At 56.0% G+C, this 17,862-nt stretch carries 16 protein-coding genes; 6 read left to right on the top strand and 10 right to left on the bottom strand.

The features are described 5' to 3' along the window. Nucleotides 1-841: NAD-dependent malic enzyme (locus IQ273_RS17930; protein ID WP_194024533.1), on the bottom strand; the 841-nt coding region annotated here is incomplete at its 3' end. A 208-nt stretch (nt 842-1,049) separates the two neighbouring features. Here IQ273_RS17930 and IQ273_RS17925 point away from each other — a divergent pair. Next, the gene (locus IQ273_RS17925; RefSeq protein WP_194024532.1) at nt 1,050-1,499 is read left to right on the top strand and encodes an SRPBCC domain-containing protein; all 450 of its coding nucleotides are present in this window, start codon (nt 1,050-1,052) and stop codon (nt 1,497-1,499) included. A 232-nt stretch (nt 1,500-1,731) separates the two neighbouring features. On the opposite strand, the gene IQ273_RS17920 is transcribed toward IQ273_RS17925, so the two are convergent. The 3 genes from IQ273_RS17920 to IQ273_RS17910 all read right to left on the bottom strand — a co-directional run bounded on the left by IQ273_RS17920 (nt 1,732) and on the right by IQ273_RS17910 (nt 3,654). Then, nucleotides 1,732-2,172: a DUF29 domain-containing protein gene (locus IQ273_RS17920; RefSeq protein ID WP_228053302.1), complete on the bottom strand. Its 441-nt coding sequence runs from the start codon at nt 2,170-2,172 to the stop codon at nt 1,732-1,734. Between the two features lie 14 nt (nt 2,173-2,186). Then, nucleotides 2,187-2,456 carry a hypothetical protein gene (locus IQ273_RS17915; RefSeq protein ID WP_194024531.1) on the bottom strand — a complete coding sequence of 90 codons (270 nt, stop codon included), beginning with the start codon at nt 2,454-2,456 and terminating at the stop codon, nt 2,187-2,189. Between the two features lie 304 nt (nt 2,457-2,760). Next, nucleotides 2,761-3,654 carry a class I SAM-dependent methyltransferase gene (locus IQ273_RS17910; protein ID WP_228053300.1) on the bottom strand — a complete coding sequence of 298 codons (894 nt, stop codon included), beginning with the start codon at nt 3,652-3,654 and terminating at the stop codon, nt 2,761-2,763. A gap of 177 nt (nt 3,655-3,831) precedes the next feature. On the opposite strand from IQ273_RS17910, the gene IQ273_RS17905 reads away from it, so the two are divergent. After that, nucleotides 3,832-5,088 carry a DEAD/DEAH box helicase gene (locus IQ273_RS17905; protein ID WP_194024530.1) on the top strand — a complete coding sequence of 419 codons (1,257 nt, stop codon included), beginning with the start codon at nt 3,832-3,834 and terminating at the stop codon, nt 5,086-5,088. A 216-nt stretch (nt 5,089-5,304) separates the two neighbouring features. Here the strand turns inward: IQ273_RS17905 and ppk1 are convergent, their stop codons facing one another. After that, on the bottom strand, nt 5,305-7,503 hold the full coding sequence (ppk1, locus tag IQ273_RS17900) for a polyphosphate kinase 1 (protein ID WP_194024529.1): 2,199 nt from the start codon (nt 7,501-7,503) through the stop codon (nt 5,305-5,307). A gap of 269 nt (nt 7,504-7,772) precedes the next feature. On the opposite strand from ppk1, the gene atpD reads away from it, so the two are divergent. Beyond that, a complete protein-coding gene (atpD, locus tag IQ273_RS17895) occupies nt 7,773-9,227 on the top strand; it encodes a F0F1 ATP synthase subunit beta (protein WP_194024528.1) in 1,455 nt (484 codons plus the stop codon). A gap of 84 nt (nt 9,228-9,311) precedes the next feature. Continuing rightward, entirely contained in the window at nt 9,312-9,719 is a 408-nt protein-coding gene (gene atpC, locus IQ273_RS17890; RefSeq protein WP_194024527.1) for an ATP synthase F1 subunit epsilon, read from the top strand. Between the two features lie 158 nt (nt 9,720-9,877). On the opposite strand, the gene IQ273_RS17885 is transcribed toward atpC, so the two are convergent. Beyond that, nucleotides 9,878-10,216: a 30S ribosomal protein PSRP-3 gene (locus IQ273_RS17885; protein ID WP_225887097.1), complete on the bottom strand. Its 339-nt coding sequence runs from the start codon at nt 10,214-10,216 to the stop codon at nt 9,878-9,880. 47 nt (nt 10,217-10,263) lie between these two features. Here IQ273_RS17885 and IQ273_RS17880 point away from each other — a divergent pair, with 47 nt between their 5' ends. Beyond that, nucleotides 10,264-11,079 carry a TIGR01548 family HAD-type hydrolase gene (locus tag IQ273_RS17880; RefSeq protein WP_194024526.1) on the top strand — a complete coding sequence of 272 codons (816 nt, stop codon included), beginning with the start codon at nt 10,264-10,266 and terminating at the stop codon, nt 11,077-11,079. A gap of 154 nt (nt 11,080-11,233) precedes the next feature. Here the strand turns inward: IQ273_RS17880 and IQ273_RS17875 are convergent, their stop codons facing one another. Further along, a complete protein-coding gene (locus IQ273_RS17875; RefSeq protein ID WP_194024525.1) occupies nt 11,234-11,992 on the bottom strand; it encodes a DUF4114 domain-containing protein in 759 nt (252 codons plus the stop codon). 469 nt (nt 11,993-12,461) lie between these two features. On the opposite strand from IQ273_RS17875, the gene IQ273_RS17870 reads away from it, so the two are divergent. Continuing rightward, the gene (locus IQ273_RS17870) at nt 12,462-13,406 is read left to right on the top strand and encodes a LysR substrate-binding domain-containing protein (protein WP_194024524.1); all 945 of its coding nucleotides are present in this window, start codon (nt 12,462-12,464) and stop codon (nt 13,404-13,406) included. A gap of 224 nt (nt 13,407-13,630) precedes the next feature. Here the strand turns inward: IQ273_RS17870 and IQ273_RS17865 are convergent, their stop codons facing one another. The 3 genes from IQ273_RS17865 to carB form a co-directional block, all read right to left on the bottom strand. Then, entirely contained in the window at nt 13,631-13,972 is a 342-nt protein-coding gene (locus tag IQ273_RS17865; RefSeq protein ID WP_194024523.1) for a cupin domain-containing protein, read from the bottom strand. 35 nt (nt 13,973-14,007) lie between these two features. Next, nucleotides 14,008-14,223 (bottom strand): hypothetical protein, encoded by a 216-nt coding sequence (locus IQ273_RS17860; RefSeq protein ID WP_194024522.1) that lies wholly within the window; start codon nt 14,221-14,223, stop codon nt 14,008-14,010. Nucleotides 14,224-14,377: 154 nt separating this feature from the next. Then, entirely contained in the window at nt 14,378-17,617 is a 3,240-nt protein-coding gene (carB, locus tag IQ273_RS17855; protein WP_194024521.1) for a carbamoyl-phosphate synthase large subunit, read from the bottom strand. Nucleotides 17,618-17,862: the final 245 nt, after the last annotated feature.

The raw sequence follows: 17,862 nt of genomic DNA, 5'->3' as shown, positions 1-17,862 counted from the left end.
GCTTGGCGATCGCCACCCCCGCCGCCCCGGCCCCGTTGATCACTACCTTGACCTGGGTTAGCGATTTGTTCACCAGCTTGAGGGCGTTAACCAGCGCCGCCAGGGTAACAATGGCGGTACCGTGCTGGTCATCGTGAAATACCGGGATATCCAGCTCTTTGCGCAGCCGCGCCTCGATCTCAAAGCAGCGGGGGGCGCTGATGTCTTCTAAATTGACGCCGCCAAATACGGGAGCCAGCTGCTTGACCGCCGTGACAATGGCGTCGGTATCTTGGGTGTCGAGACAAATCGGAAAGGCATCTAGCCCCGCAAACTTTTTGAACAGCAGCGCTTTACCCTCCATTACCGGCAGGGCAGCGGCAGGCCCCAGGTTTCCCAGCCCCAGTACGGCGCTGCCGTCGGTGACAATCGCCACCGTGTTGCCTTTGATAGTGAGGTCAAAAACGCGATCGGGGTGCTCGGCAATCTCCACGCACACTCGCCCAACACCGGGGGTATAAGCCATCGCCAGGTCATCCTGGTTGTGCAGCTCTAGCTTGCTCTCCACACTGATCTTGCCGCCCTCATGAATTTGGAAGGTGCGATCGCAGATCTCTAAAATCTCAACGGCCTCAACGGCCTTGACCGCTGCAATAATGTCTTCTACATGGTCTTCGCTGGAAGCATCCACGTGCAGGACCCGCACCATATCATAGCGGCTGCGGCTAATCAGCTCAAAGTCGCCCAGGTTGCCCCCGGCCTCGGCAATGGCCTGGGTAACCCGCGCTAGCATACCGGTTTTGTTGGGCAGCTTGAGCCGTAGACTGAGACTATAACTGGGGTTGGGAGTGAGAGTTGCCATGCCAAAACCTTTGGGCGATCGCGCCAGCGAAACAGAAATGCTGTCTTGAGGGAATATTAAGACTAACCACTCAGTTTAAGCGACTGAGTCTCCTAATCAACTGAGCCTCCCTCCTCCGTGTATCCCCAGTGTGTGTGAAGATAGCAGTAGCGTCTGTTACCTGTGCACGGTTTCTGGCGCACGGTTCCTGGCTACCCCCCTCACCGCCATGCCCAGCTTTTACAGCGAAGTCACTATCAACGCCCCCCGGTTTGCCGTTTGGGATGCCCTCATCCGTAAAGAAGAATGGCACCGTTGGAATACGTTTCTCTACGACTGCGACCCCAACCTGCCTATTCGTCCCGGCAGTGAAATTTTTCTCGCCCTGCGTCGTCTCGAAGGTGAAGACGAAACCGAGTTTCAGCCCCGCGTGCTGAGGATGCAGCCTAACCACTACCTGCGGTGGGTTTCTGTTGGCCCCGGCTTCAAAAGCGAGCATGTCTTTGAACTAGAAGACGTTGGCCCCAACCGCACCAAATACATCCACCAGGAGCGCATCTCTGGCTTCCTGTCCCGCTTGTTTTTGCCCTTCATTCGCCGCGACGAAAAAGAAGGCATTCGCCGGATGGCCCGGCAGATTAAACGCTACGTCGAGTACCACTACCGCAGGCAGTGGTAAACGTTTGGTGAGTCAACTGTGCCGGTGAACCTGGTTGCCTAGTAAGTTGCTGATATTAGGTATAGATCGTGCAGAGCAAGCACCTATTATTTGAGCCGCTTACGGCTGACCATACTGAATGGTGGGCCACTGTGCATCCCATGAGTCAGAGGAGTACTCTAATTTGGCTACCTGTATAAGGGCAATCCTGAGGAAAGACAGCTTCAGATAAGCCAGTTTCTGCCGCTGCCCGTCATAGAGCGTTGCCGTAGGCTTTAGTGAGTATGGTCTCTAAGTAAGGAGATACCTCCACGCTATCCTCTAGGCGCTGGCGATGTTCAATGATGCTGGCCTTCCAGCTATTGCATTGTTTGTCAGGCTGAAACTGCCATTTCAGCAAATTTAGGAGCAAAATTACCAGGTTACTCTTTAAACTTTGCCGTTCCCGATGCCCCATGTCTTCAATTTCTTCGATCACATTTTCCCAGTCGATCGCGCTGTAATCTTTGCGCTTGAGGGCGGCAGTAGTCGATTCCAGCCAGCTGAGGTAGTCGGCTTCGTACAGAGAAAGGGCTAGGGCGGGCCGATCTGGGGTCATGGGCGATCGCCAGAAACAAGCTTGAATTAGCAACAGTCTAACATTTACCCCTGAGGCTCCAGCGTTAGGAACCTCAGGGGTAAAGGCTTGAATCATGAGGGTTTTTCGGCTTACGAATCGCTAAACACGACACGGGTGAGTACCCGCATTGCCTCCTGCTTGCGATCGGTAGGGATAGGTTTGCTCCACTCCACCGAGTCAGAAAAACCCACGTGGCTCATCTCTGTAATCACTCGGTTGACCGCCGAGGGGCGACCAATGACGAGAATACGAACTTTATCGCGGTGGTCAAAGACTGGCCCATTAGGTTCATCGCCCTTGACAGAGGGCGTTGCCCCATCTTCCGATGGAGCATTGGCGTAGAGAAATGTTTTAGGCATAGGAGAAAAGAATAGGGGGTTCAACATACATCTGCTGTGACGATTCAGGCGATGAAAGCGTTGAATAACCCGACACAGAGACTGGCTGTGGCCAACCTCCTGAGACGACTAGGCGCACCTATTCCCCAGCGTATTCACTCTACCGACCATTGGGTTCAGATCTAAGCAGCTTTATGGAGGCTTTAAGGGCTAGCCGGGGGGTTTAAATGACTCAATATGCAGCAGCATTCCCTTAGACGATGAAATGAGGGCAAAATCAGGGCGCGATCGCACCTCCACAACCTCATTCAGCCTTTGCACAGGGCTAGGTTATCAAGCAAAAATAATAGAGCCAGAGGTCAGGCTCCAGGTAGGCCTCGCTCAACGGAGCCAGTTTTACCCGCTGAGTCCAGGGATAAATCTCGATAGTGTTGAACCCAAACTCAAGCTGTTTAACCTGCTCTGCGGGGCGAATGTAGTAGGTTTGCAGCCGAAAGTTGTGCGATTCATCTTTGAGAACGAGGTGGGGCGCAGCGTTGATCAGCTCCAGAGTAATGGCTGGGTTTAACAGCCGCGTTAGCCCCCACATGGCCAGATCTGCGTAGGTTTTTAACGGGTTGCGGCTCAGGTGCTGGCGATAGTCAAATAGTCTGGCCATGCTCTGCAAGTTATGACTAGAGAACAGCACCGCGCCCCCTGGCTTACCCACCCGATGAATTTCTTTCAGAATGCGCAGGCGATCGCGGTGTGACACATAGTCAATGCCGTTGAAGCTAAACAAAATAAAGTCGAAGGAATTATCGTCAAACTGGCGCAGATCTCTCGCATCCATCACCGCTAGGTTAGCCGGTTGAGAGGAGGCCGCAAACCGACGCCGACAGACAGCAATCATCTCAGTAGCGTAGTCTATGCCAGTGTAGTGACCCACCAGGGGCAGAAAATGCTGTGTGGTACGCCCGCCGCCAATGCCAATATCCAGCATTTTCATGGTCGGCAGCCGGTCTCTCAAATGGTCAAGAATAGCGGCTTCAGCGGGCTGAAGCTGATTGAGCTGCGAATAATAGCTAACCAGGCTGACGCTGGCATAAACCATTTGATTTTGCTGGCTCATTTTCCTCCTAAGACGCTGGGCACGTCCTAGGCTGAGCCCGAGGTCGGCAATAATCTCTCCATAGAAAATTTTAGGCTGTTGTGGCCCTTCGCGAACAGCAACCTGCATCGGCCCAAACCCAAATTTATCGGTTTTATCTGCTAGGATGAAGCTTCGTCAGCCATCCGGTCTGCGCTGGCCAACAGAATTTGCTTAGCAGCCGTTCTTTTGATTAAATTCACTGCTCTTATGACTGGGCCCAGGTAGTTGATTTGGGATAGGGGCACCATTCGGAGCAAAAATTACATGACCTTTGAGCAACTCGGTCTCACGACCGGTTTACTTCGTGCGGTTGCCGATCAGGGCTACACCGAGCCAACTCCCATTCAGCAGAAAGCGATCCCCGCAATTTTAGACGGGCAAGACATTTTAGCGAGCGCCCAAACCGGTACCGGCAAAACCGCCGGCTTTACCCTGCCGCTCTTGCAACGACTGGCTGCGAATAAAACCTCGGGCAAGCGCATTCCCCGCGCCCTAGTGCTCACCCCCACCCGCGAGTTGGCGGCTCAGGTGGGAGAAAGTGTGATCACCTACGGTAAGCACATGCCCTTTCGGGCGGCGATGATCTACGGCGGCGTTAGCTTTGGCGGTCAAATTCGCCAGCTGCGTCAGGGGGTTGATATTTTGATCGCCACCCCAGGTCGTCTGCTCGACCACGTCAGCCAGGGCACCATCGACCTCAGTGCGGTCGAAATTCTGGTGCTCGACGAGTGCGATCGCATGCTCGATATGGGCTTCATCCATGATATTCGTAAAATCATGGGTCGTCTGCCCGACGAGCGCCAGACCCTCATGTTTTCGGCCACCTTCTCAAAACCCATTCAGCAGCTGGCCCACACCCTGCTGAAGTCGCCCGTGCAAATTGAGGTTGCCCAGCGCAATACCACCGCCGACCGGGTCGAGCAGGTGGTACACCCGGTCGATCGCCATCGCAAGCGGGAGCTGTTGTCGCACATTATTGGCTTTCACAACTGGCAGCAGGTGCTGGTGTTTACCCGCACCAAGCACGGGGCCAACCGCCTGGCCGAGCAACTGGCCAAAGACGGCCTCAAAACCGCCGCTATTCACGGCAACAAGACCCAGGCGGCCCGCGCCCGCGCCCTGAAAGATTTCAAGCAGGGCCGTGTGCGAGTGCTGGTAGCGACCGATGTAGCCTCTCGCGGCATCGATATCGATCAGCTGCCCTATGTGGTTAACTTTGAGCTGCCCAACGTACCCGAAGACTACGTGCACCGCATTGGCCGCACGGGGCGGGCCGGAAACGAAGGACGCGCTGTGTCGCTGATTGGCGCTGATGAGATGCCCCTGCTGATCAGTATTGAGCGGATGCTCAAGCAGTCAATTACTCAGGACGTGGTGCCCGGCTACGAGCCGTCTTTCTCAACCGATACCACAACGGCTAGGGCCGCTGGTGCACCCGGCAAGCCCCGTCGTCAGCGGCCCCGTCGTCGCAGTGGCGGCAGCAGCAGCGCCCCCCGTCGGGCCAGCGCTGGTGCCAGGTAGAACGATCCTTGACGGGTCCGCTTTTAGCTAGACCCGAACAAATCCCCCGGTGTTCAAAAGAGCACTGGGGGATTTTTGTGGCGGTAGATCTGGACTAATACCAAATCCGGATCGCATAAACCCAGTTCCCAAAAGGTCAAAATGTAGGGGCAAATGGCATTTGCCCTGCCAAATTGGGAGTAGCTAAGCAGGATCTGGGCTAGGGCAGGCGATTCGCTACAGAATGCGATCGCGCTTGAGAGCGTAGGCCTTTAGCACGGCATGGGTGCCGCGCTCATCCTCACCTGGTTTGGGGCGGCGCTGGCTAAAGGTGCCATCAGCGGCCATTTCCCACGCCTGGCGGTTGTCGGCCAGCGAAATGTCGAGAATGGTCTGTAGCTCTTTGATCAGGCTAGGGTCTTCAATCGGCACCACAGCTTCTACCCGGCGATCGAGGTTACGGGTCATCCAGTCGGCGCTGCCAATGTAGTACTCGGGCTGGCCGCTGTTGTGAAAGCAGAAAATGCGGGAGTGCTCTAAAAACTGGCCAATCACGCTGATCACGCGAATGTTTTCGCTTACCCCCGGCATCCCCGGGCGCAGACAGCAGATACCGCGCACAATCAGATCGATCTCAACGCCTGCTTGAGAGGCCTCGTAAAGCAGCCTAATGATGCGGGCATCGACCAGAGAATTCATCTTGGCAACAATTTTGCCCTGGCCACCGTTCTGGGCTAGATCAATCTCGCGGCGAATCAGGGCTTCTGTGCGATCGCGCAGGGTCAGTGGCGCTACCAGCAGCTTGCGGTAAGCCTTCTGCCGTGAGTAGCCGGTGAGAAAGTTAAACAAATCGGTCAGGTCAGCCCCCAGGTCATCGCGGCAGCTAAACAGGCCCAGGTCGGTGTAGAGCTTCGAGGTTTTGGGGTTGTAGTTGCCGGTGCCAATGTGCACGTAGCGGCGAATTTCGCTGCCCTCTTCGCGCACTACCAGGGTGGTCTTGGTGTGGGTCTTGAGCCCGACAATGCCGTAGACCACATGCACCCCAGCATCTTCCAGCTTTTTGGCCCACTCAATATTGTTGGCCTCGTCAAAGCGGGCCTTGAGTTCGACCAGGGCCACCACCTGCTTACGGTTTTCTGCCGCCGCAATCAGCGCCTTCACAATCGGCGAGTCGCCAGAGGTGCGGTAGAGGGTCATCTTAATCGCCAGTACCTTGGGGTCGGTGGCCGCCTGGGTAATAAATTCTTGCACCGATGTCCTAAACGATTCGTAAGGGTGATGCACCAAGATATCGCCGTCTCGCAGCGTGTCAAAAATATTGGGGGGGTGCTCAGAGTAGCTGCGGTTGCCGTCATCGTCGAGTTCAATCACAGGCTTGAGCCTCGGCGGCACCAGCCCTGACCAGGGTTTTTCCTTCATCTCCGGCAGCGGCAGCGACATAAAAAAGAACAGGTCTTTGAGGTTGAGCAGCCCATCAATGTCATAGACGCGATCGCGGCTGACCCTCAACTCGCGCATCAGCCCTTCCTTGAGGTCGTCGGGCATAGCACTTTCGATCTCCACCCGGCAGACAAAGCCCTCTAGCCGCCGCTTGTTGATTTCTTTCTCAATCGCAATCAATAAGTCATCGGCCTCGTCTTCTAAAACCGGAAAGTCGGCATCGCGGGTAATGCGAAAGAGATGGTGCCCCACAATGGTCATCCCTGGGAATAGGTAGCCCAGGTTTTCGGCAATGACCTGTTCCAGGGGCACCCCAATCCACAGGCAGGGTTCACCCTGGTAGGTGCACAGCGACTCAGGCATCCCCACAAAGCGCGGCAGGCTGCTCGGCACCTTAACTCGGGCAAAGCGCTCAACGCCGGTATCTGGGTCGGATACCCTCACCGCCAGGTTCAGGCTCAGGTTCGACATGCGCGGAAAGGGGTGCGATGGGTCGACGCTGAGGGGCGTCAGCACCGGAAAAATGCGCTTCTCAAAATAATCCCTCAGGTAAAACGTCTGCTCTTTGCTGAGGTCGCGGTAGTTTTGCAGATAAACTCCATGATCCGTCAGCGCTGGCAACAGTTCATCTTTAAAGGTCTGGTGCTGAATCTGTACTTTTTCGGCCAGGTGCGATCGCATCACCTCTAGCTGCTTCACTGGCGTCAGCTTGTCTGGCGTCTCAGGGTGTACCCCAGCCTCCGCCTGATCCATCACCCCCGAAATACGCACCATAAAGAATTCGTCTAGATTGGCGCTGTAGATCGCTAAAAACTTCAGCCGCTCCAGCAGCGGCGTGCGGGGATCGAGGGCCTCGTGCAGCACCCGTTCGTTAAACCCCAGCCAGCTCACCTCGCGGTTGATGTAGTAGCGAGAATCGCTGAGGTCGATCTTCTGTTCTACCCTTGGCTCTGTCCCTTCTTCGGCTCTCTGCTCTGCCCGCTCAGCCTTCGTCATTGCGGTGTCTACGCCCCGATTTTGTATATGAGGGTATTTTAATGATTCAACTTGATGGTTTGGTTAAGGGATCAAGCCACCCCGCCAGCCCTCCGCCAAAGCGATCGCATGGCCCGAGCAGGCCAAAACACTAGAGGTTTAGATAAAGTCAGCACAATCGTCGTAGGCTGTCACGCTCTAGTGATACTCTGAATGATGGCGCTTTAAAACGTAACAGTCATTGCAATAAAGCGACCGAAATAGCTGATCATACGAGATAGGCGCAAGGCATGGTCACCACAGCAGAAAAAACAAACGTTGGTTACGTCACACAAGTCATTGGTCCGGTTGTAGACATCAAGTTTCCGGCTGGCGAACTACCCAAGATCTACAACGCTCTCAAGATTCAGGGTACCAACCCCGCTGGCAACGAAGTTGCTATCACCTGTGAAGTGCAGCAGCTTCTGGGCGATTCCCAGGTTCGAGCCGTATCCATGAGCACCACCGATGGGCTGGTACGGGGTATGAAAGCCGTAGACACAGGCTCCCCCATCAGCGTGCCCGTGGGCGCGGCTACCCTGGGGCGTATTTTCAACGTGCTGGGTGAACCTGTCGACGAGAAAGGCCCCGTCAACGTCGAAACAACCTCCCCCATCCACCGAGCAGCCCCTAAGTTTACTGAGCTAGAAACTCAGCCTTCGGTGTTTGAAACCGGTATTAAAGTCATTGACCTACTGGCCCCCTACCGTCGTGGCGGCAAAGTCGGTCTGTTTGGCGGTGCAGGCGTAGGCAAAACCGTACTCATTCAAGAACTGATTAACAATATTGCTAAAGCCCACGGCGGCGTGTCGGTGTTCGGCGGTGTTGGCGAGCGCACCCGCGAAGGCAACGACCTCTACAACGAATTCATCGAATCTGGCGTTATCAATGCTGACGACCTCAGCCAGTCGAAGGTAGCCCTGGTCTACGGTCAGATGAACGAACCCCCCGGGGCGCGGATGCGAGTGGCTCTCTCGGCACTGACTATGGCTGAGTACTTCCGCGACGTCAACAAGCAAGACGTGCTGCTGTTTATCGACAACATCTTCCGGTTTGTGCAGGCCGGTTCTGAGGTATCGGCACTGCTGGGCCGTATGCCCTCTGCTGTGGGCTACCAGCCCACCCTGGGTACCGACATGGGCGACCTGCAAGAGCGCATTACCTCCACCCTAGAGGGGTCTATTACCTCTATTCAAGCGGTATATGTGCCTGCGGACGACCTCACCGACCCCGCTCCGGCTACCACCTTTGCCCACCTCGACGCCACCACGGTGCTGTCTCGGGGTCTGGCGTCTAAAGGCATCTACCCCGCTGTAGATCCCCTAGACTCCGCTTCTACCATGCTTCAGCCTAGCGTGGTCGGCGAAGAGCACTACGCAACCGCTCGGGCCGTGCAGTCTACCCTACAGCGCTACAAAGAGCTACAGGACATCATCGCCATTCTGGGTCTTGATGAGCTTTCTGAAGATGACCGCCTGGTGGTAGCTCGCGCCCGCAAAATTGAGCGCTTCCTGTCCCAGCCCTTCTTTGTGGCCGAAGTATTTACGGGTGCCCCCGGCAAGTACGTCTCTCTAGAAGACAGCATCAAAGCCTTTAACCAGATCCTCGCTGGTGAGCTCGATGAGATTCCTGAGCAGTGTTTCTACCTCAAAGGCGGCATCGAAGAAGTGCTAGAAGCCAACGCAAAGCTCAAGGCTGAAAAGTAAGCTGCTGCTGTGGGGGCGGGTCAGCTACTGCCCCCCAGTATCCTGTGCCCTCATACCATGTGACCTACCTATTTCATCCTTGTTATGGCATTAACCGTTCGTGTAATTGCCCCAGACAAAACTGTCTGGGACTCTGAAGCCGAGGAAGTCATTCTGCCCAGCACTACTGGCCAGCTGGGCATCTTAGCTGGCCACGCTCCCCTGCTAACGGCCTTAGATGTGGGGGTAATGCGGGTCAGATCTGATAAAGAGTGGGTACCCATTGCGCTGATGGGTGGCTTTGCCGAAGTTGACAGCAACGAAGTGATCATTCTGGTCAATGGAGCTGAACGAGGCGATGCGATCGACACCGCGAAAGCCCAGGCGGCTTATCAAGAAGCCGAAGCCCGTCTGAACGAGGTCGATGCTGACGATAAGCAGGGCACAATTCAAGCCCGTCAGGGTCTGAAGCGCGCTCGGGCTCGGCTTCAGGCTGCCGGAGGGCTGAAATAACCCTGTGCTGGCTCCGCTGATCTTAAAAAGCCCACTGCGCTAGTAAAGACTAAGGCAGTGGGCTTTTTGTTAGAGTTAATGCCTCAGTCAAGGCATAACCACAGGAAGCTAACTCGCGCCGAGGACTGCTAGTGAGAACCTGCACCTCGGCGAAACGATCACGAACTACCGGTAAAGGTAATCTCGGGAAAGCGATCTTGAGCTTCGGTAAGGGGTTTACCCTTACCTTCTTCCTGCCAGTAGTTGATGATCTCGGTGGCCTGGTTGAGAATTTCAACCCGCTCTTCTTCCTCGATCCAGGGCTTTCCCTCTAGCTCGGTTTTCATTTGTTCCCAGGCATCGTTACGGGGCCAGAAGAAATAAGAGGTGAGCGGGCTGGTGCCCTTACCTACCACCTGATCAACTGCCAGCGCAACGTCATTTTCTAGCCAGAGTACTTTTAGGACAAATCTGGACAAGTAGACCTCCGCCGCAATTCCAAAAATACTACAGTCTATAATCCTATCACCTCGACTCCCCGAACTCTACCCCAAGTGTGTGTACCATGACTTCTTCGGCTGCTCCCCTCGCGATCGCGGTGTTTGATATTGACGGCGTACTGCGGGATGTGGGGAATTCTTACCGTCGCGCCCTAGCCGATACCGTAGAAGAATTTACCGGTGGCGGATATCGTCCCTCTACCGAAGATGTTGACCGGCTCAAGGGGGAGGGAATTTGGAACAACGACTGGGAAGGCTCTCAAGAGTTGGTCTATCGCTACTTTGAAGCCCAGGGAAAACCCCGAGAGGCCGTTGTCCTCGACTACGATGCGATCGTTGAGTTCTTTCAGCGTCGCTACCGAGGGCCTAACCCTACCGACCCCGACCAGTGGACCGGCTACATTACCCAGGAGCCTCTGCTAATCGAAAAATCGTATTTTGAGGCTTTGACGCGCGATCGCATTGCCTGGGGATTCTTTAGCGGCGCTACCCGAGGCTCAGCCACCTTTGTGCTGCAGCGTCGCCTGGGGTTGAGCGCTCCAATGCTGGTAGCAATGGAAGATGCCCCCGGCAAGCCCGACCCGACCGGACTGCTGCAGGTAGCCGACAGGTTAATAGCGCAGGGCTCGCTGCCTGAGAATTTGCCCATTATTTATGTAGGCGACACCGTTGCCGATATGCAGACCATTGTGCAGGCCAGAACGGCCTATACCCAGCGGTGGTGGTTAGGTGTAGGCGTGCTGCCGCCCCACATCGTCGCCAGCAACGACACCTATCGGAATGCCTACCGGGATGCGCTCAAAAAGGCTGGGGCCGATCAGGTGATTAGTCGGGTGACAGAGCTGAACACGGCCTACATCCAGGAGCTGATTCAGGCTTGAGCGGGGGCGCATTAGGCGTGGGCGTGGGCGATCGCGGCCTAGCCCCGGCTGACAAGAAAACGGGCGGTGAGCTAGCTCACCGCCCGACTACCATCAGGGTGCATCACGTTGACAGAAGGCGCTGGTAGCGCCTGTGGCTAACTCAACGATTGAGTTATTCTGTGGCCATTTTGCGGCGGCGCAGGGTCGTAAACCCACCGACGCCTAGAGCTAGTATGCCCAAAAGCGCAGATGGTTCAGGCACGTCTTCGGCGGGCGGTGCCCCGTGCTGAATGCCTCGCACCGCAAAGATGACGTCGTTGTAGTCGCGATCGCCGCCGCCGACGATATCTTCAAAGCCCAAAATGATCCAATCTTTGTGCTGGAAGGCTACGACGTGCTGAAGCCCATTGGGGTTGGCGGCAGCGTTGGTGCCCAGCATAGTGGTACCGCCGTTCTTGCCATTTGACTTGATCATAAAGTCGAGCTGGGTAGCGCCCTCAAACCCGCCTAGGCTCAACCCTTGACCGAGGGCTAGGGGGCCATTCTTTTCGCTCAGCTTGCTGTCAGGAGACGAGATATCGTCAAAGATCTTGCCATCGCTGACTAGAGCGCCAGAGCTATCTTTAGCTGTATAAAAGAGCTGGTTGCGGTAGCCTGCGCCTTCATTGATGAAATAGACCTCAACCGGGTCGACCCCATTCCAAAACAGTTTGCTCGTATCCAGCTGGTACTGAGACAGAAACCCCTGGGACAGGGCATTGGCTTCGTTATTGATCAGCTTTTTGAGTTCTTCTAGGGAGGTAGAAGGCTCAAGCAAGTTGAGCGATTTAAGGTTGTCAAACCCGAGATCAGTAGAAAACTGATTGGGGGTGAGATCGGCTGTGGGCAGCTGCGCTTGAGCAGGGGCAGTAGCCACAACGCTAACAGACACGGCGACTGCCGCAAGTCCTGCTTTTAAGAGGTGACGATTGAAAAACATCTCCTGGTACCTGGCTAATAGTTTAGTGTGGTTACATAAGACACCCACCGCTGCGGGGAGGGCCTGGGGCGAGTAGACAGATTCGTAAGTACGAGACCTAGGCTACTCTAGGGCCAGTAAATAGGCTGGCCTAGCATGGTTCCAATTTACTCGCCTGCCTGCTGCTTAGCCTGGGTAAATGCCACAGTTGATTGATAAAGATTCAGTGATTTGGTCCGTTGATGGTAAAAAATACTGCAAAAAATACGGATATCGCCTAGGTAACTACCCTAACTCTTTTTTCCCTATTAGAAGAAGAAATCACCTCCAGGTTAGGAGTGCCTGCGCCTGAAGCAGAAATTCTAGAGAAATTTCTTTCGCCCAAGACCATTCAGGGGTTAGTGTCTAGGTCTAGCTTATCTGGATCAATTAGGACAGCGCAATGGCTAAAGCTGACCCCCATCGCCTCAAGCTCTCCCAACTGAGGGCGCTAGTGGCCATTGCTGATCAAGGATCGTTCAGCGATGCGGCGCTGCATTTAAATCTGTCTCAGTCGGCGATAAGTCACGCGATCGCCACCCTGGAGGAGGAGCTAGGCGTGCTGCTACTTAACCGGGGCCGTCAGGGGGCCGTACTGACCTCGGTGGGTGAACACATTGTTGAGGAGGCGCGGCAGGTGCTGCGATCGCTCCACAGTCTTTGCCACAAAGCTGACCAGGCCAAGGGGCTAGAAACAGGAGAAGTTCGCATTGCTGCTTTTCGTAGTGTAGCCACCCACATTCTGCCCGAGGTGATTCGCCAGTTTCGGCAGCAGTTTCCAGGGGTAGCGATTACGATTGACGAAAAATTTCACTACGAAATGGTTGAAAGTGACCTACGCCAAGGTCGGGCCGACGTGGGGTTCACCTATCTGCCCACCCAAGCCGAGTTCGATCAGTGGGAACTGCTGCGCGATCGCTATGTTGCGCTGCTGCCGCCCGGTGCTCCAACCCTACCTCTACCGCTCACCTGGGAAGACCTGGCTACCTACCCGCTGATTTTACCGCCCCCTGACGATGGCGACAGGCAGTATGTCGACCGTCTGCTGCGCGGATCGGGGCAACAAATACAGCCAGCTTATGTGGTGCGTGAAGACTCTACTATTGTCAGCATGGTAGAACGGGGGCTAGGCGCAACGATTATGGCCTCACTGGCGGCGGAGCCGATTCCGGCTGGGTTACGGGTAGCTGAGTTGCCCCAGCCGCTGGAGCGGGTCATTGGGATGATTGTGCTACGTGATGCCCTGCTGCCGCCGCCGGTATACGCCTTTCTAGAACAGCTCAAGACGATTTGGCCCAAGGCTCAACCGGGGCCATCATCAGATGTTTTGGTGACCAAAAAGAGTTAGGCCCGAGGCCATACCATGGGAGACCAAGCGCTGAAAAATGCCCCGGCGCTGGACCGGGGCAGAAGGTCGTTGTTGTTCTGGAGGGACGTTGAACGCTGTTCACACTCTCCAGCTATAGCTACAGCTTGCCGCCAACCGTTTACGGACGAGCAGCAAGATTTATCGCGATCGCTACCTCCATCGGCCGTATGAACCACTTGGAGCGAAGTTGACCGTTGCTTAGATCAGTCCGCCAATTCACCGTGTACCGCCAGCCAAATGCAGGGCGGCTCGCTGCTGGTGTGGTCAACCCGATGGCGAACGTAGGCCGGTATCAGCACGTAGTCACCTGGCCCCATAGCTAAAGCAGCGCCATTCTCATAGGTGAGAGTGGCGCTGCCCTGCAACAGTAGGACCCACTCGGCCTGGCTTTGGTCGTACCATTGGCCAGGGGGTGTCGTTTGCCCGGTGGAGATAATGCGCTCAATCCGCAGGTGGGGTGTTTCAACCAGGGCTGTAAACACCTCGGTCGCGGGCAGTGGCGTAGGCAGCTTAAACAAGTTGCCAAGTTTAGGCTCGGGGGGCATGGCGCAATGAATACAGTGCCCTAATTGACACGGCTTTAATCAACAGAGCAGCCGTCTTGATCGCAGATGACTTTAGACGCTACCGCACTCTCGGGTACTACGGTAAAGCCACCCACGCTAACGCCCGTAACGCCGTACTGGTCGCGCAGCACCTGGTTAAAGCTGGCAATAATATCTGGCAGCTGCTGTTCTAGCACAGAGCGCACTTGATCGGCCTCGGGGGGTGGGCTGCCAACGGTTTCTATAGGCATAGGTTTAAGCCAGTAATGGATGCCTTAATTGTAGGGTGTTAAGAAATGGCAAACCTGGTTTGCGTTACGGCTCTACATATAGAAACGTAACGCTGGTTTTAAGCGGTAACGCCAGGTCTTTTCCCATGTCCCCTTGTTCGTCACCTAGGCTTTTTTACATTCCCACGTACTCCTGGAGGGATTTGACCTGGAGAGGGTGTTGTTGCAGGGAGCCGATCGCAGCTGTAGTCGCTTTTGCCCCCGCGATTGTCGTGATAATCGGCACCTTGTAGGCCAGGGCCGTACGTCGAATCGAGCGATCGTCCTCGATCGCAGTGCTGCCAGCAGGGGTATTGATAATCAGCTGAATCTCGCTATTTTTGATCGCGTCTTCGATATTGGGGCGGCCTTCGTGCACCTTTAGCACCAGGTCTACGTCCAACCCTTCGTCCATTAGGGCTTTGCGGGTGCCGCTGGTGGCGATTAGCTTCAGGCCTAGATTCGCCAGGTCTTTAGCAACAGGGATGACGGCGGCTTTGTCGCGATCGTTCATAGAAAGAAATACGGTGCCCGAGAGCGGCAGCTTTTGGTTGGCCCCCAGCACCGCTTTGGCGAAGGCTTTGCCAAAGTCGGCATCGATACCCATGACTTCACCCGTAGAGCGCATCTCAGGGCCGAGCAGAGCGTCGGTACCAGCAAACTTGTCGAAGGGCAATACCGCTTCTTTGACGGCGATATGGTTAGGAATCACCTCTTCAGTGAAGCCCAGCTCGGCTAGAGTTTTGCCCGACATGACCCGCACCGCCAGCTTGGCTAGGGGGTGACCGATCGCCTTTGACACGAAGGGTACCGTGCGCGAGGCGCGGGGGTTGGCCTCGATGATGTAAACCTGGTCGCCCTTGACGGCAAACTGAATGTTCATCAGGCCAATAACGTTAAGGCGCTTGGCCAGCTTCATCGTCCAGTCACGAATGGTGGCGAGGGCGGCATCGGGCAGGGTCATGGTGGGTAGCGAACAGGCCGAGTCGCCGGAGTGGATGCCTGCCTGCTCGATGTGCTCCATAATGCCGCCGATTACAACCTGGCCGGTGTGGTCAGCGATCGCATCGACATCCACCTCGATCGCATTCTCTAAGAACTTGTCGATCAAAATCGGGTGGTCGGGTTCGACCAGCACCGCGTAGGTCATGTAGCGCTCCAGGTCGGCGTCGGAATAGACAATTTCCATAGCGCGACCGCCCAGCACGTAGCTGGGGCGCACCACCACGGGGTAGTCGATCTGCTGGGCCACCTTGAGGGCATCTTGGTAGCTGCGAGCCATGCCGTTGGGGGGCTGCTTGATGTCGAGTTCGCGCAGAATCGCTTCAAAGCGTTCCCGATCTTCGGCGGTGTCGATGGAATCGGGGGAGGTACCCCAGATTTTGGTGTCGGTAGTGGCGAGGGAGGCCAGATACTGCTGGAGAGGAACGGCCAGCTTGAGCGGGGTTTGGCCGCCAAACTGGATGATGATGCCGACGGGGTTCTCGGCTTCGATGATGTTGAGCACGTCCTCTTTGGTCAGTGGCTCAAAGTAGAGGCGATCGCTGGTGTCATAATCCGTAGACACCGTCTCGGGGTTGGAGTTGACCATGATCGTCTCGTAGCCGTCGTCGCGCAGGGCAAACGAGGCGTGGCAGCAGCAGTAGTCAAACTCAATGCCCTGGCCAATGCGGTTGGGGCCGCCGCCTAAGATCATTACCTTGGGGCGATCGCTGGGCAGCACCTCGGTTTCGTCTTCGTAGGTGGAGTAGTAGTAGGGCGTGAAGGCCTCAAACTCAGCGGCGCAGGTATCGACGGTTTTGTAGACAGGGATGACGCCCAGGCCCTTGCGGTAGTCACGCACAGCGTCTTCATGGGTTTGGGTGGCGTAGGCAATCTGGCGATCGCTAAAGCCCTGGCGCTTGACCGCCCGCATTTGCTCGTAGGTAAGCTCGGTCAGCTTTGTGCGCTTGAGAAACTTTTCGGTCTGCAACAGGCCGCAGAGCTGGTTGAGAAACCAGGGGTCGATGGCGGTGAGGTCGTAGATGTCATCGACGGTGAGGCCTAGCTGCATGGCGTGGCGCAGCTCAAAAATGCGCTCGGGGTTGGGGGTGCGCAGCTTGGGGCGAATTTCGTTCAGGCTGGGCAGCTTTTCGGGGCGATCGCAGCCCCAGCCCGCCCGTCCGGTTTCGAGCGATCGTAGCGCCTTCTGAAACGACTCCTGAAACGTGCGCCCAATTGCCATCGCCTCGCCCACCGATTTCATCTGGGTAGTCAGGGTGGGGGAGGTGCCGGGGAATTTCTCAAAGGCAAAGCGAGGAATTTTGGTCACCACGTAGTCGATGGTGGGCTCAAAACTGGCCGGCGTTTTCTTGGTAATGTCGTTGGAAATTTCGTTGAGGGTGTAGCCCACCGCCAGCTTGGCCGCAAACTTGGCGATCGGAAAGCCGGTCGCCTTCGACGCCAGCGCCGAGCTGCGCGACACGCGGGGGTTCATCTCAATCACAATGAACTCGCCATTGTCGGGGTTAACCGCGAACTGAATGTTCGAGCCGCCCGTCTCAACGCCAATCTCGCGGATAATCTTGATCGAGGCGTCGCGCAGGCGCTGGTACTCTTTGTCCGTGAGGGTTTGGGCGGGGGCAACGGTAATCGAGTCGCCCGTGTGTACGCCCATGGGGTCAAGGTTCTCGATCGAGCAGATAATCACCACGTTATCCGCCAGGTCGCGCATCACCTCCAGCTCGTACTCCTTCCAGCCCAGCAGCGACTGCTCGACCAGAATCTGCGATACCGGGCTGGCGTCGAGCCCCGATCGCGAGATCATTTCAAACTCCTCCTGGTTGTAGGCGATGCCACCGCCGGTACCGCCCATGGTGTAGGCAGGTCGAATAATCAAAGGGAATGTGCCAATCTGCTTGGCAATCTGTCGGGCTTCATCCATGGTTTCGGCCAGGCCCGAGGGGCACACTGGCACCTCAATCCGCGCCATCGCTTCTTTAAATAACTTGCGATCTTCCGCCATCTCAATCGCTTCGAGCTTGGCCCCAATCAGCTCGACGCCGTGGCGCTCTAGCGCCCCATTTTTTGACAGAGCCACCGCCAGATTCAGCGCCGTTTGGCCGCCCATGGTGGGTAGCATGACGTCGGGGTGCTCCCGCTCAATCACCCGCTCCACAATCTCGGGGGTCAGCGGCTCAATGTAGGTGCGATCTGCGGTCTCCGGGTCGGTCATGATGGTGGCCGGGTTGGAGTTGATTAGCACCACCTCGTAACCCTCTTCCCGCAGCGCCTTGCAGGCCTGGGTGCCAGAGTAGTCGAACTCGCAGGCCTGACCAATCACAATCGGGCCAGAGCCGATCAGCAAGATCTTTTTGATGTCATCACGGCGGGGCATAGGCTGCAGGGGTGCTTATGAAAAATCCAAATCATTTTAAGGGGTATTCGCAAGATCCGTTTGCCCAGATTGAAGCGATCGAGCGGGATTGGTCGGGGCTGCTGGCAAATGTCAGTGTTTGTTGAACTTAAGCAAAATTCCCAATCTGAATGGGGAGGGTTCATTTGCCTGGTCGGATAGCCGTCTCGACTGTCCATCTTGGATAGGGTGCTCAGTCCCGTTCGGGCGAGCAGGGGCTGGCAGGG

It is taken from the genome of Nodosilinea sp. LEGE 07298 (assembly GCF_015207265.1).
In the GTDB taxonomy this organism is placed as follows: domain Bacteria; phylum Cyanobacteriota; class Cyanobacteriia; order Phormidesmidales; family Phormidesmidaceae; genus Nodosilinea.
Note: the sequence above shows the minus strand (reverse complement) of the source record. Positions and strands in the feature narration are given on the sequence as shown.

Excerpts from the sequence above, each read along its gene's own strand:
- atpD (WP_194024528.1), top strand. The coding sequence starts at position 7,773 with ATGGTCACCACAGCAGAAAAAACAAACGTTGGTTACGTCACACAAGTC.
- ppk1 (WP_194024529.1), bottom strand. The coding sequence starts at position 7,503 with ATGACGAAGGCTGAGCGGGCAGAGCAGAGAGCCGAAGAAGGGACAGAG.
- IQ273_RS17880 (WP_194024526.1), top strand. The coding sequence starts at position 10,264 with ATGACTTCTTCGGCTGCTCCCCTCGCGATCGCGGTGTTTGATATTGAC.
- IQ273_RS17915 (WP_194024531.1), bottom strand. The coding sequence starts at position 2,456 with ATGCCTAAAACATTTCTCTACGCCAATGCTCCATCGGAAGATGGGGCA.
- carB (WP_194024521.1), bottom strand. The coding sequence starts at position 17,617 with ATGCCCCGCCGTGATGACATCAAAAAGATCTTGCTGATCGGCTCTGGC.
- IQ273_RS17870 (WP_194024524.1), top strand. The coding sequence starts at position 12,462 with ATGGCTAAAGCTGACCCCCATCGCCTCAAGCTCTCCCAACTGAGGGCG.
- IQ273_RS17905 (WP_194024530.1), top strand. The coding sequence starts at position 3,832 with ATGACCTTTGAGCAACTCGGTCTCACGACCGGTTTACTTCGTGCGGTT.
- atpC (WP_194024527.1), top strand. The coding sequence starts at position 9,312 with ATGGCATTAACCGTTCGTGTAATTGCCCCAGACAAAACTGTCTGGGAC.
- IQ273_RS17910 (WP_228053300.1), bottom strand. The coding sequence starts at position 3,654 with ATGCAGGTTGCTGTTCGCGAAGGGCCACAACAGCCTAAAATTTTCTAT.
- IQ273_RS17860 (WP_194024522.1), bottom strand. The coding sequence starts at position 14,223 with ATGCCTATAGAAACCGTTGGCAGCCCACCCCCCGAGGCCGATCAAGTG.
- IQ273_RS17925 (WP_194024532.1), top strand. The coding sequence starts at position 1,050 with ATGCCCAGCTTTTACAGCGAAGTCACTATCAACGCCCCCCGGTTTGCC.
- IQ273_RS17865 (WP_194024523.1), bottom strand. The coding sequence starts at position 13,972 with ATGCCCCCCGAGCCTAAACTTGGCAACTTGTTTAAGCTGCCTACGCCA.
- IQ273_RS17920 (WP_228053302.1), bottom strand. The coding sequence starts at position 2,172 with ATGATTCAAGCCTTTACCCCTGAGGTTCCTAACGCTGGAGCCTCAGGG.